This window comes from Escherichia sp. WS1265 (genome assembly GCF_046487585.1).
Classification (GTDB): domain Bacteria; phylum Pseudomonadota; class Gammaproteobacteria; order Enterobacterales; family Enterobacteriaceae; genus Escherichia; species Escherichia coli.
In genome coordinates, this window is record NZ_JBJQJE010000015.1 from 139,700 (window position 1) to 151,142 (window position 11,443).

The 11,443-nt window shown below is 50.3% G+C and carries 16 protein-coding genes and 1 pseudogene; 13 read left to right on the forward strand and 4 right to left on the reverse strand.

Translation table 11 applies throughout. The features are described from left to right. Positions 1 to 15: 15 nt before the first annotated feature. Complete coding sequence (gene ddlA / locus ACJHX3_RS16130; protein ID WP_000413677.1) at positions 16 to 1,110, reverse strand: D-alanine--D-alanine ligase; 1,095 nt, start codon at positions 1,108 to 1,110, stop codon at positions 16 to 18. Positions 1,111 to 1,187: 77 nt separating this feature from the next. On the opposite strand from ddlA, the gene ACJHX3_RS16135 reads away from it, so the two are divergent. From ACJHX3_RS16135 to adrA, 5 genes are all read left to right on the forward strand, one after another. Next, entirely contained in the window at positions 1,188 to 1,391 is a 204-nt protein-coding gene (locus ACJHX3_RS16135) for a hypothetical protein (RefSeq protein WP_000942026.1), read from the forward strand. 181 nt (positions 1,392 to 1,572) lie between these two features. Next, complete coding sequence (iraP, locus tag ACJHX3_RS16140; RefSeq protein WP_000792975.1) at positions 1,573 to 1,833, forward strand: anti-adapter protein IraP; 261 nt, start codon at positions 1,573 to 1,575, stop codon at positions 1,831 to 1,833. Positions 1,834 to 1,933: 100 nt separating this feature from the next. Beyond that, positions 1,934 to 3,349, forward strand: coding sequence for an alkaline phosphatase (gene phoA / locus ACJHX3_RS16145; RefSeq protein ID WP_001445682.1), 1,416 nt, complete (start codon positions 1,934 to 1,936; stop codon positions 3,347 to 3,349). Positions 3,350 to 3,467: 118 nt separating this feature from the next. Then, positions 3,468 to 3,788: a phosphate starvation-inducible protein PsiF gene (gene psiF, locus ACJHX3_RS16150; RefSeq protein WP_001295332.1), complete on the forward strand. Its 321-nt coding sequence runs from the start codon at positions 3,468 to 3,470 to the stop codon at positions 3,786 to 3,788. A gap of 101 nt (positions 3,789 to 3,889) precedes the next feature. Next, the gene (gene adrA / locus ACJHX3_RS16155; protein WP_000484041.1) at positions 3,890 to 5,005 is read left to right on the forward strand and encodes a diguanylate cyclase AdrA; all 1,116 of its coding nucleotides are present in this window, start codon (positions 3,890 to 3,892) and stop codon (positions 5,003 to 5,005) included. Positions 5,006 to 5,021: 16 nt separating this feature from the next. Here adrA and proC read toward each other — a convergent pair whose 3' ends face one another. Beyond that, positions 5,022 to 5,831, reverse strand: a complete 810-nt coding sequence (proC, locus tag ACJHX3_RS16160) for a pyrroline-5-carboxylate reductase (RefSeq protein ID WP_001304841.1) — start codon at positions 5,829 to 5,831, stop codon at positions 5,022 to 5,024. A gap of 119 nt (positions 5,832 to 5,950) precedes the next feature. On the opposite strand from proC, the gene ACJHX3_RS16165 reads away from it, so the two are divergent. The 7 genes and pseudogenes from ACJHX3_RS16165 to ACJHX3_RS16195 all read left to right on the forward strand — a co-directional run bounded on the left by ACJHX3_RS16165 (position 5,951) and on the right by ACJHX3_RS16195 (position 9,214). Continuing rightward, positions 5,951 to 6,409, forward strand: a complete 459-nt coding sequence (locus tag ACJHX3_RS16165) for a YaiI/YqxD family protein (protein WP_000158159.1) — start codon at positions 5,951 to 5,953, stop codon at positions 6,407 to 6,409. A 182-nt stretch (positions 6,410 to 6,591) separates the two neighbouring features. Continuing rightward, a complete protein-coding gene (gene aroL / locus ACJHX3_RS16170; RefSeq protein ID WP_000193393.1) occupies positions 6,592 to 7,116 on the forward strand; it encodes a shikimate kinase AroL in 525 nt (174 codons plus the stop codon). Between the two features lie 49 nt (positions 7,117 to 7,165). Further along, entirely contained in the window at positions 7,166 to 7,357 is a 192-nt protein-coding gene (yaiA, locus tag ACJHX3_RS16175) for a protein YaiA (RefSeq protein WP_001142439.1), read from the forward strand. 257 nt (positions 7,358 to 7,614) lie between these two features. Continuing rightward, complete coding sequence (locus ACJHX3_RS16180; RefSeq protein WP_001276416.1) at positions 7,615 to 8,292, forward strand: AroM family protein; 678 nt, start codon at positions 7,615 to 7,617, stop codon at positions 8,290 to 8,292. Positions 8,293 to 8,363: 71 nt separating this feature from the next. Then, positions 8,364 to 8,648, forward strand: a complete 285-nt coding sequence (ppnP, locus tag ACJHX3_RS16185) for a pyrimidine/purine nucleoside phosphorylase (RefSeq protein ID WP_000941942.1) — start codon at positions 8,364 to 8,366, stop codon at positions 8,646 to 8,648. A gap of 144 nt (positions 8,649 to 8,792) precedes the next feature. After that, a pseudogene (locus tag ACJHX3_RS16190) lies at positions 8,793 to 9,134 on the forward strand (DUF2773 domain-containing protein); the annotation flags it as partial. After that, the gene (locus ACJHX3_RS16195) at positions 9,131 to 9,214 is read left to right on the forward strand and encodes a protein YkiD (RefSeq protein WP_120795376.1); all 84 of its coding nucleotides are present in this window, start codon (positions 9,131 to 9,133) and stop codon (positions 9,212 to 9,214) included. The pseudogene ACJHX3_RS16190 and the gene ACJHX3_RS16195, both read left to right, overlap by 4 nt. A gap of 77 nt (positions 9,215 to 9,291) precedes the next feature. Here ACJHX3_RS16195 and rdgC read toward each other — a convergent pair whose 3' ends face one another. Next, positions 9,292 to 10,203, reverse strand: a complete 912-nt coding sequence (gene rdgC, locus ACJHX3_RS16200) for a recombination-associated protein RdgC (RefSeq protein ID WP_001298537.1) — start codon at positions 10,201 to 10,203, stop codon at positions 9,292 to 9,294. A gap of 124 nt (positions 10,204 to 10,327) precedes the next feature. Here rdgC and mak point away from each other — a divergent pair, with 124 nt between their 5' ends. Continuing rightward, on the forward strand, positions 10,328 to 11,236 hold the full coding sequence (gene mak, locus ACJHX3_RS16205; RefSeq protein ID WP_094308319.1) for a fructokinase: 909 nt from the start codon (positions 10,328 to 10,330) through the stop codon (positions 11,234 to 11,236). A 128-nt stretch (positions 11,237 to 11,364) separates the two neighbouring features. Here mak and ACJHX3_RS16210 read toward each other — a convergent pair. Further along, positions 11,365 to 11,443: IS3 family transposase (locus ACJHX3_RS16210; protein WP_322967685.1), on the reverse strand; the 79-nt coding region annotated here is incomplete at its 5' end.

Genomic DNA, 11,443 nt, shown 5'->3' on the forward strand with positions numbered 1-11,443 from the left:
TCGGGCGTTTAAATATTACATTGTGGTTTTCAATGCGTTATCCGCAGCGTGACGCTCCAGCGCCAGCTCAATCAAACGGGTGATCAGGTCGGTGTAACCCAGACCGCTGGCTTGCCACAGCTTCGGATACATACTGATGTTGGTGAAGCCAGGCAGTGTGTTGATCTCGTTGATCACCACTTCGTTCTCTGGGGTTAAAAACACGTCTACACGCGCCATGCCTGCGCATCCCAACGTCTGATAAGCCTGAACGGCAATCGCCCGGATCTTATCGTTGATTTCTGGCGCAATGGCTGCCGGAACTACCACTTTCGCGCCATCTTCGTCAATGTACTTGGTGTCGTAGGCATAAAAATCGCTGGTGAGTACGATCTCGCCACAGGTGCTGGCTTGCGGATTGTCGTTGCCCAGAACTGCGCATTCGATCTCACGACCTTTGATCCCTTGCTCAACGATCACTTTATGGTCGAACTCGAACGCCAGATCGACGGCAATTGCGTACTGTTCTTCACTGGTTACTTTGCTGACACCAACAGAAGAGCCCTGATTAGCCGGTTTTACAAACAGCGGTAACCCCAGTTTAGACTCCACTTCGGCAAAACTGATGTTGTGACGATTAGCGCGCGTCAGGGTAATAAATGGCGCAATGTTCAGCCCGGCATCGCGCAGCAGACGTTTGGTGACATCTTTATCCATACAGGCCGCTGAAGCCAGAACATCAGAACCTACAAACGGTAAATTGGCGACCCGCAGCATTCCCTGCAAGGAACCATCTTCGCCCAGCGTACCGTGGACAATCGGGAAAATGACATCCACCGTCGGCAACGGCTGACCGTTTTGCGCGTCGATAAGCTGATGTTCATGTTTACCAGGCACCTGCGCAAGGCTGGTCGCCGAAGGGCGCAACGCAATATGGGCAGGATCGTCTGCATTTAGCAGATAATTGCTGGCATCGCTGACGTGCCATTGCCCTTGTTTATCAATGCCCAGCAGCACAACGTCGAAGCGACTTTTATCAATGGCATCGACAATGTTTTTTGCCGATTGCAGAGACACTTCATGTTCCGCTGATTTACCACCAAAAACGATTCCTACCCGCAGTTTTTCCATCTTAAAAACCTATCCCGTCTAACACAAAGTGCATACATTACCACGACAAAACGGGGGATTCGCGGCCTTCTGACAGAATGTTGCAATCTTCTGCTGACAAAGCGTGCAACGTACTGGTGAAGAAAGCGCGTTATCTCAATGATGTGCGCAAGATCACAAAAATGATGAACGGGAAGCTAATTTATTCCTGGCTTGTATGGCCATGCAGTGAGTTTTTTTCTCTTAATTATAAGTTTACGAAGAGAATATATTTCATAACTTTTATTTATAATAAAGGTTGATAATTAAAAGCCTATATTTTGTGTGGGTAATTATTAAAATAAGAGAAACGTTTCGCTGGTAATCAAACAAAAAATATTTGCGCAAAGTATTTCCTTTGTCATAAAAATAATACTTCCAGACACTATGAAGTTGTGAAACATAATGTTAACTTCTCCATACTTTGGATAAGGAAATACAGACATGAAAAATCTCATTGCTGAGTTGTTATTTAAGCTTGCCCAAAAAGAAGAAGAGTCGAAAGAACTGTGCGCGCAGGTAGAAGCTTTGGAGATTATCGTCACTGCAATGCTTCGCAATATGGCGCAAAATGACCAACAAAGGTTGATTGATCAGGTAGAGGGGGCGCTGTACGAGGTAAAGCCCGATGCCAGCATTCCTGACGACGATACGGAGCTGCTGCGCAATTATGTAAAGAAGTTATTGAAGCATCCTCGTCAGTAAAAAGTTAATCTTTTCAACAGCTGTCATAAAGCTGTCACGGCCGAGACTTATAGTCGCTTTGTTTTTATTTTTTAATGTATTTGTACATGGAGAAAATAAAGTGAAACAAAGCACTATTGCACTGGCACTCTTACCGTTACTGTTTACCCCTGTGACAAAAGCCCGGACACCAGAAATGCCTGTTCTGGAAAACCGGGCTGCTCAGGGAGATATTACTGCACCCGGCGGTGCTCGCCGCTTAACGGGTGATCAGACCGCCGCTCTGCGTGATTCTCTTAGCGATAAACCTGCCAAAAATATTATTTTGCTGATTGGCGATGGGATGGGGGACTCGGAAATTACTGCTGCACGCAATTATGCCGAAGGTGCGGGCGGCTTTTTTAAAGGTATCGATGCCTTACCGCTTACCGGACAATACACACACTATGCGCTGAATAAAAAAACCGGCAAACCGGACTACGTTACCGACTCGGCTGCATCAGCAACCGCCTGGTCAACTGGTGTCAAAACCTATAACGGTGCGCTGGGCGTCGATATTCACGAAAAAGATCACCCAACGATTCTGGAAATGGCAAAAGCCGCAGGTCTGGCGACCGGTAACGTTTCTACCGCAGAGTTGCAGGATGCCACGCCCGCCGCGCTGGTGGCGCATGTGACCTCGCGCAAATGCTACGGTCCGAGCGCGACCAGTGAAAAATGTCCGGATAACGCTCTGGAAAAAGGCGGGAGAGGATCGATTACCGAACAGCTGCTTAACGCCCGTGCCGATGTTACGCTTGGCGGCGGCGCAAAAACCTTTGCTGAAACGGCAACCGCTGGCGAATGGCAGGGAAAAACGCTGCGTGAACAGGCACAGGCGCGTGGTTATCAGCTGGTGAGTGATGCTGCATCGCTAAATGCGGTGACGGAAGCGAATCAGCAAAAACCCCTGCTTGGCCTGTTTGCTGACGGCAATATGCCAGTGCGCTGGCTAGGACCGAAAGCAACGTACCACGGCAATATCGACAAGCCCGCAGTTACCTGTACGCCTAATCCGCAACGTAATGACAGCGTACCGACCCTGGCGCAGATGACCGACAAAGCCATTGAATTGTTGAGTAAAAATGAGAAAGGCTTTTTCCTGCAAGTTGAAGGTGCATCCATCGATAAACAGGATCACGCTGCGAATCCTTGTGGGCAAATTGGCGAGACGGTCGATCTCGATGAAGCCGTACAACGTGCGCTGGAATTCGCTAAAAAGGATGGCAACACGCTGGTCATAGTCACCGCTGATCACGCCCACGCCAGCCAGATTGTCGCGCCGGACACCAAAGCGCCGGGCCTCACCCAGGCACTAAATACCAAAGATGGCGCAGTGATGGTGATGAGTTACGGGAACTCCGAAGAGGATTCACAAGAACATACCGGCAGTCAGTTGCGTATTGCGGCGTATGGCCCGCATGCCGCCAATGTTGTTGGACTAACCGACCAGACCGATCTCTTCTACACCATGAAAGCCGCCCTGGGGCTGAAATAAAACCGCGCCCGGCAGTGAATTTTCGCTGCCGGGTGGTTTTTTTGCTGTTAGCAACCAGACTTAATGGCAGATCACGGGCGCATACGCTCATGGTTAAAACATGAAGAGGGATGGTGCTATGAAAATAACATTACTGGTTACCTTGCTTTTCGGTCTGGTTTTTTTAACCACCGTCGGCGCTGCCGAGAGAACCTTAACCCCGCAACAACAGCGTATGACCTCCTGTAATCAGCAGGCGACGGCGCAGGCGTTGAAAGGGGATGCTCGTAAGACCTACATGAGTGATTGCCTGAAGAACAGCAAGTCTGCGCCTGGTGAAAAAAGTTTGACGCCACAGCAGCAAAAGATGCGCGAATGTAATAATCAAGCAACGCAACAATCTCTGAAAGGTGATGATCGTAATAAGTTTATGAGCGCCTGCCTCAAGAAAGCCGCCTGATACCTGATAGTGCTAACGGGTGAGCTACGAAAATGGCTCACCCGAAATTTCATACTTCTGCCTTTAGCCCCGTCTCTATAATTTGGGAAAATTGTTTCTGAATGTTCCCAAAAATAATGAATGATGAAAACTTTTTCAAAAAAGCGGCGGCGCATGGGGAGGAACCTCCTTTAACTCCTCAAAACGAACATCAGCGATCCGGGCTGCGCTTCGCCCGTCGCGTCAGACTACCCCGCGCGGTTGGCCTGGCTGGCATGTTCTTACCGATTGCTTCAACGCTGGTTTCGCACCCGCCGCCGGGCTGGTGGTGGCTGGTGTTGGTCGGCTGGGCGTTCGTCTGGCCGCATTTAGCCTGGCAGATAGCGAGCAGGGCCGTCGATCCGCTTAGCCGGGAAATTTACAACTTAAAAACCGATGCAGTATTAGCGGGAATGTGGGTAGGCGTAATGGGCGTAAACGTGCTGCCTTCCACCGCGATGTTGATGATTATGTGTCTGAATTTGATGGGGGCAGGCGGCCCCCGTCTGTTTGTCGCGGGTCTGGTATTGATGGTGGTTTCCTGTCTTGTCACCCTTGAACTGACGGGCATCACCGTGTCGTTCAATAGTGCGCCGCTGGAATGGTGGCTCTCCCTTCCCATTATCGTCATTTATCCTCTGCTGTTTGGCTGGGTCAGCTACCAGACGGCGACTAAACTGGCGGAACATAAACGCAGGTTGCAGGTCATGAGTACCCGCGACGGTATGACGGGCGTGTATAACCGACGTCATTGGGAAACTATGTTACGCAATGAATTTGATAACTGTCGGCGGCATAACCGCGATGCGACATTACTGATTATCGATATCGACCATTTCAAGAGCATCAACGATACCTGGGGCCATGATGTGGGCGATGAAGCGATTGTGGCGCTTACCCGACAATTACAAATAACCCTGCGCGGTAGCGATGTGATTGGTCGGTTTGGCGGCGATGAGTTTGCGGTAATCATGTCCGGTACGCCAGCTGAGAGCGCCATTACCGCCATGTTACGAGTGCATGAAGGATTAAATACGTTACGCCTGCCGAATACGCCGCAGGTGATGTTACGGATTAGTGTGGGGGTTGCGCCGCTGAACCCACAAATGAGTCACTATCGCGAGTGGTTGAAATCGGCAGATTTGGCGCTCTACAAAGCAAAGAAAGCCGGACGTAACCGCACCGAAGTGGCGGCCTGACGTCCGGCAAAAGTCATCAGGATTTACTGAGTTTTTCTGATTTTTCCATACACTTCGTCATCGCTTCGATCACTGCGGCACGGAAGCCTTTCTCTTCCAGTACGCGTACCGCCTCAATGGTGGTGCCTCCCGGTGAGCAGACCATATCTTTCAGTGCCCCCGGATGTTCTCCCGTTTCCAGCACCATTTTTGCGGAACCCATTACCGCCTGAGCGGCAAATTTATACGCCTGGGCGCGAGGCATCCCGCCCAGCACGGCGGCGTCGGCCATCGCTTCGATAAACATAAAGACGTAGGCTGGGGAAGAACCGCTCACACCGACCACCGGGTGGATCATCGGCTCGGCAATTACTTCCGCTTCGCCAAAGCAGCGGAAAATATTCAGCACATCAGCGGTATCTTCTGGGGTTACCAGCGCGTTTGGCGTTACGGAGGTCATCCCGGCATTAACCAGCGCGGGAGTGTTCGGCATGGCGCGGATAATTTTCCGGTCATGGCCCAGCGCGCGGGCAAGCTGGTCGAGTGTGATACCTGCAGCAATAGAAACGACCAGAGAGTCTTTATTCAGGCTGGAGGTGATTTCGCTAAGCACTTTAATCATGATGCCTGGTTTAACGGCGGCAAAAATGATGTCGGCGATTTGCGCCACTTCTTGCGCCGATTCTGCGGCGTTGATGCCGAACTGGTCATGCAGGGCGGCGACTTTATCCGGGGAGGGGGTATATACCCAGATTTGCCCTGGAAGCACCTGACCGCTGGCAATCAGACCGCCGAGAATGGCTTTTCCCATATTGCCGCAGCCAATAAAACCGATTTTCTTTTCCATTGCCTCACTCCTGCCGTGAAATTCATTGTTTTGATAATCGCTGGCAGAAGCATAAACAGAACTATGCCGGAAGGCAAAAGCGCGACACAATAGAGAATTACCCAACAAAGGATGACTTTATGACAATTTGGGTGGATGCCGACGCGTGTCCCAATGTAATTAAAGAGATTTTGTATCGCGCGGCTGAACGTATGCAGATGCCGCTGGTACTGGTAGCAAACCAGAGTTTACGCGTACCGCCTTCGCGATTTATTCGAACGCTGCGCGTCGCGGCAGGTTTCGACGTTGCCGATAACGAAATTGTCCGGCAGTGTGAAGCTGGCGATTTGGTGATCACCGCAGATATTCCTTTGGCTGCTGAAGCCATCGAGAAAGGCGCGGCGGCGCTTAATCCACGCGGCGAACGTTACACGCCAGCGACCATTCGTGAGCGCCTGACGATGCGCGATTTTATGGATACCTTACGCGCCAGTGGGATCCAGACCGGGGGACCAGATAGCCTTTCACAACGTGACCGCCAGGCCTTTGCCGCGGAGCTGGAGAAGTGGTGGCTGGAAGTGCAACGTAGTCGTGGCTGAATGTAATTTATTATTTACACTTCATTCTTGAAAATTTATTGGTATAGTAAGGGGTGTATTAAAATTTTCACTTTAAGTGGAATTTTTTCTTTACAATCGAAATTGTACTAGTTTGATGGTATGATCGCTATTCTCATGATACCGGCTTTCGCCGCATTGCGACCTATTGGGGAAAACCCACGATGACACAACCTCTTTTTCTGATCGGGCCTCGGGGCTGTGGTAAAACAACGGTCGGAATGGCCCTTGCCGATTCGCTTAACCGTCGATTTGTCGATACCGACCAGTGGTTGCAATCACAGCTCAATATGACGGTCGCGGAGATCGTCGAAAGGGAAGAGTGGGCGGGATTCCGCGCCAGAGAAACGGCGGCGTTGGAAGCGGTAACTGCGCCATCCACCGTTATCGCCACGGGCGGCGGCATTATCCTGACGGAATTTAATCGTCACTTTATGCAAAATAACGGGATCGTGGTTTATTTGTGTGCGCCAGTATCAGTCCTGGTTAACCGACTGCAAGCTGCACCGGAAGAAGATTTACGGCCAACCTTAACGGGGAAACCGCTGAGCGAAGAAGTTCAGGAAGTGCTGGAAGAACGCGATGCGCTTTATCGCGAAGTTGCGCATATTATCATCGACGCAACAAACGAACCCAGCCAGGTGATTTCTGAAATTCGCAGTGCTCTGGCACAGACGATCAATTGTTGATTTTCGAGCGCCTATACTTAACGTTCATCCCGTGAAATAAGGAAGAACGATGCCAACGAAACCGCCTTATCCTCGTGAAGCATATATAGTGACGATTGAAAAAGGAAAACCAGGACAGACGGTAACCTGGTACCAACTCAGAGCCGATCATCCTAAACCAGACTCGTTGATCAGTGAACATCCGACCGCTCAGGAAGCGATGGATGCGAAAAAACGCTATGAGGATCCTGACAAAGAGTGACCGCATCAGACTGCTCGGAAGGGATTCTGAGTGCCACCACAAGGGATCTGCGTCACATTTTTCACAATTCATGTTTTTCAAATAATTAGAATATTAAACAATAACAATCCATTACTGGAATCATTTGGAATCTTTACATTATGCCGTGCAGGTCTGCTGCTACGCTTTTTGTCATTTGTAGTACAGGTAAGTGTCAGCAGTGGTGCTTAGCGCTTGCCCGGTAATTAACGACGAAAGAAAAGTAAGGTGGAAGAACAATGAGTGCGTCGTTGGCGATCCTGACCATCGGCATTGTACCTATGCAGGAAGTTTTGCCGCTCCTGACAGAATACATTGACGAAGATAATATTTCCCATCATAGCCTGCTGGGGAAGTTAAGCCGCGAAGAAGTGATGGCGGAGTACGCGCCAGAAGCAGGTGAAGACACCATTCTCACATTATTAAATGACAACCAGCTGGCCCATGTTTCGCGTCGCAAAGTGGAACGGGACCTGCAAGGTGTGGTTGAAGTGCTCGATAATCAGGGTTATGACGTCATTTTATTAATGAGTACAGCAAACATTAGTAGTATGACTGCGCGTAATACGATCTTTCTTGAGCCGTCGCGAATATTGCCTCCGCTGGTTTCCTCTATTGTTGAAGATCATCAGGTGGGGGTTATCGTACCGGTTGAGGAGTTGCTGACCGTTCAGGCGCAAAAATGGCAAATTTTGCAGAAACCGCCAGTATTTTCATTGGGTAACCCCATTCATGATTCGGAACAAAAAATCATTGATGCCGGGAAAGAATTACTGGCAAAAGGTGCAGATGTCATCATGCTGGATTGTTTGGGATTTAACCAGCGTCATCGCGATTTACTGCAAAAACAGCTCGATGTTCCTGTCTTGCTCTCTAACGTATTGATTGCACGGCTGGCTGCGGAATTACTGATGTAATTTTGCGTGACAGCCAGCGCCTCTGGCCCCTATAGTGAAGTAGATGTTCAACTACCAGACAGGGCCAGTTTATGCTTCAAAGTAATGAGTACTTTTCAGGCAAAGTGAAATCGATCGGCTTTTCCAGCAGCAGCACTGGTCGCGCCAGCGTGGGTGTTATGGTTGAAGGTGAATACACCTTCAGCACCGCTGAGCCTGAAGAGATGACGGTAATCAGTGGCGCGCTGAATGTGTTACTGCCTGACGCGACCGACTGGCAAGTGTATGAAGCCGGTTCGGTGTTTAATGTTCCCGGTCACAGCGAGTTTCATCTGCAAGTTGCCGAACCCACCTCTTATCTGTGCCGCTATCTGTAATTCCTCGCCTTCCCCTTGAATGGGAGGGCATTTTTCTGAAATGTCCTCTCTTTAACCCATAATAATATTTCCTTTGCTGGGATTTTTTCGATTTCCGATATATTCATAATTCATCAAGGTTGATATAAATATCAGCGAAGATCTCCAGATATTTTTGCGGAACTGGCCACGATAAAAGATAAATCAGATGATGAATGGTGGCGTGCGTTGCTGCAAAGTCGCAATGATCATTTGCGCCAAACGGCATTGCGCAACGCACATACCCCGATGTTGTTAACGACATTGACGGAGTCTCAGGATCGGTCGCTGGCTATTAATAATCCACAGCTGGCTGCCGATGTGAAAACGGTGTGGCTAAAAGAGGAGCCATCATTACTTTTATTTGTCGATCAACCCGCTCTTTCGCAGTTACGGGATTTAGTGAAAACCGGGGCAACGCGGAAAATTCGCAGTGAAGCGCGTCACCGGCTTGAGGAAAAACAATGACACAACGCCCCTGGAGCAAGTTACAGCGTAAAACGCATAATATTGCTGCGCTAAAAATTATTGCCCGCCGTAGCGAATAATTATATGCCTGGTGTAGCTTCGTACGCCGGATAAGACGCGGCAGGCGTCGCATCCGGCATTAAAGGTAAATCAGCAATTAACGTTGTGCTTCGCCACCTAATCCTTCAATCAGGTTTTGAATTAACGCTGCCAGTTCACCAGTCATCAGGATGAAATCGGCATCAAAACGCTGGGCGAAATCTTCACGGTCGATATCTTCGTTTTGATCGCGCAGCTCGTCGCAGAACTTCAGACGCTTGAGCGAACCATCGTCGCACATCACAAACTGAATGCGCTGCTGCCAGTCGAGCGCCAGTTTAGTCACCACTTTTCCGGCTTCAATGTGGTTGGTGATCTCTTCGCTGGTCAGATCTTGTTTCTTCGCGCGGATCACTCCACCATCTTCCAGCAGCGATTTCAGCTCGGCTTCATCAAGCAGCTGGAAGCCCTGTGCCGCGCTGCCGGAGCGAACCCATTCGGTCAGCGTCAGTTCAATCGGGTTTTCCATGCTCAATGGTACAACCGGTAACGACCCCAGGCTTTTACGCAGCAGTGCCAGCGTATCTTCCGCTTTTTTGGCACTGGCGCAGTCCACCATAATCAAACCGTTAACCGTGTCGATCCACATCATTGTCTGGCTAAAACGGCTGAAAGCACGCGGTAGCAGAGAGTGCAGCACTTCGTCTTTCAGCGAATCTTTTTCGGTTTTCTTCAGCTTACGCGCCTGTTCCGCTTCCAGTTTGGCGATTTTCGCTTCCAGCGCCTGTTTAATCACCGGAGACGGGAGGATTTTTTCTTCTTTGCGCGCGCAGATAACAATTTGACCATTGGCAACGTGCGTTAACGCATCGCTGTGCGATCCCATCGGAGGAACCCAGCCCATCTTCGCCATGTCCTGGCTGCCGCATGGGGTAAATGCCATCGAGGCTAGCTGTTTTTCCATCTCTTCTGCACGCAACGAAATCTCGCGGCTAAGACGGTAAACCATTAAATTTTTGAACCACAGCATGATAATTTCCACGGCCTTGTCGTTAAATTTAGCGGGCATGATAACGAATTGTCGGCGGGCTTGCATTGCCAATCCGGTTGTCCGTCTCTACGCTATTGATATTGAAAAAAATAAGGAGAGTACCGTGCGTATAGGTATCGATTTAGGCGGCACCAAAACTGAAGTGATTGCACTGGGCGATGCAGGGGAGCAGTTGTACCGCCATCGTCTGCCCACGCCGCGTGAAGATTACCGCCAGACCATTGAAACGATCGCCACGCTGGTTGATATGGCGGAGCAGGCAACAGGGCAGCGCGGAACGGTAGGTATGGGCATTCCTGGTTCGATTTCGCCCTACACCGGCGTGGTGAAGAATGCCAATTCAACCTGGCTCAACGGTCAGCCATTCGATAAAGACTTAAGCGCGCGGTTGCAGCGGGAAGTGCGGCTGGCAAATGACGCCAACTGTCTGGCGGTTTCAGAAGCGGTAGATGGCGCGGCAGCGGGAGCGCAGACGGTATTTGCCGTGATTATCGGCACGGGATGCGGCGCGGGCGTGGCATTCAATGGGCGGGCGCATATCGGCGGCAATGGCACGGCAGGCGAGTGGGGACACAATCCGCTACCGTGGATGGACGAAGACGAACTGCGTTATCGCGAGGAAGTCTCTTGTTATTGCGGTAAACAAGGTTGTATTGAAACCTTTATTTCGGGCACGGGATTCGCGACGGATTATCGTCGTTTGAGCGGACATGCGCTGAAAGGCAGTGAAATTATCCGCCTGGTAGAAGAAAGCGATCCGGTAGCGGAACTGGCATTGCGTCGCTACGAGCTGCGGCTGGCAAAATCGCTGGCACATGTCGTGAATATTCTCGATCCGGATGTGATTGTCCTGGGGGGCGGGATGAGCAATGTAGACCGTTTATATCAAACGGTTCCGCAGTTGATTAAACAATTTGTCTTCGGCGGCGAATGTGAAACGCCGGTACGTAAGGCGAAGCACGGTGATTCCAGCGGCGTACGCGGCGCTGCGTGGTTATGGCCACAAGAGTAAAAAAACCAGGCAATTGGTGCATCATGCCTGATGCGACGCTTGCCGCGTCTTATCAGGCCTACAAAATGAGCAGCCCGTAGGCCGGATAAGGTGTTCTGAACTGAACCCCAAAACCTGGACAGTTTCAGTTAACCGGCTTTTTGATACTCAGTCCGGTATTCTACCGGGCTGAGTCCCCCAAGACTGAGTTTTATTCTTTTTTGATTC

What these genes read in the sequence shown, in the direction of transcription:
- ddlA (WP_000413677.1), bottom strand. Translation starts at nt 1,110, where the DNA reads ATGGAAAAACTGCGGGTAGGAATCGTTTTTGGTGGTAAATCAGCGGAA.
- ACJHX3_RS16135 (WP_000942026.1), top strand. Translation starts at nt 1,188, where the DNA reads ATGTTGCAATCTTCTGCTGACAAAGCGTGCAACGTACTGGTGAAGAAA.
- iraP (WP_000792975.1), top strand. Translation starts at nt 1,573, where the DNA reads ATGAAAAATCTCATTGCTGAGTTGTTATTTAAGCTTGCCCAAAAAGAA.
- psiF (WP_001295332.1), top strand. Translation starts at nt 3,468, where the DNA reads ATGAAAATAACATTACTGGTTACCTTGCTTTTCGGTCTGGTTTTTTTA.
- adrA (WP_000484041.1), top strand. Translation starts at nt 3,890, where the DNA reads ATGTTCCCAAAAATAATGAATGATGAAAACTTTTTCAAAAAAGCGGCG.
- proC (WP_001304841.1), bottom strand. Translation starts at nt 5,831, where the DNA reads ATGGAAAAGAAAATCGGTTTTATTGGCTGCGGCAATATGGGAAAAGCC.
- ACJHX3_RS16165 (WP_000158159.1), top strand. Translation starts at nt 5,951, where the DNA reads ATGACAATTTGGGTGGATGCCGACGCGTGTCCCAATGTAATTAAAGAG.
- aroL (WP_000193393.1), top strand. Translation starts at nt 6,592, where the DNA reads ATGACACAACCTCTTTTTCTGATCGGGCCTCGGGGCTGTGGTAAAACA.
- yaiA (WP_001142439.1), top strand. Translation starts at nt 7,166, where the DNA reads ATGCCAACGAAACCGCCTTATCCTCGTGAAGCATATATAGTGACGATT.
- ACJHX3_RS16180 (WP_001276416.1), top strand. Translation starts at nt 7,615, where the DNA reads ATGAGTGCGTCGTTGGCGATCCTGACCATCGGCATTGTACCTATGCAG.
- ppnP (WP_000941942.1), top strand. Translation starts at nt 8,364, where the DNA reads ATGCTTCAAAGTAATGAGTACTTTTCAGGCAAAGTGAAATCGATCGGC.
- ACJHX3_RS16195 (WP_120795376.1), top strand. Translation starts at nt 9,131, where the DNA reads ATGACACAACGCCCCTGGAGCAAGTTACAGCGTAAAACGCATAATATT.
- rdgC (WP_001298537.1), bottom strand. Translation starts at nt 10,203, where the DNA reads ATGCTGTGGTTCAAAAATTTAATGGTTTACCGTCTTAGCCGCGAGATT.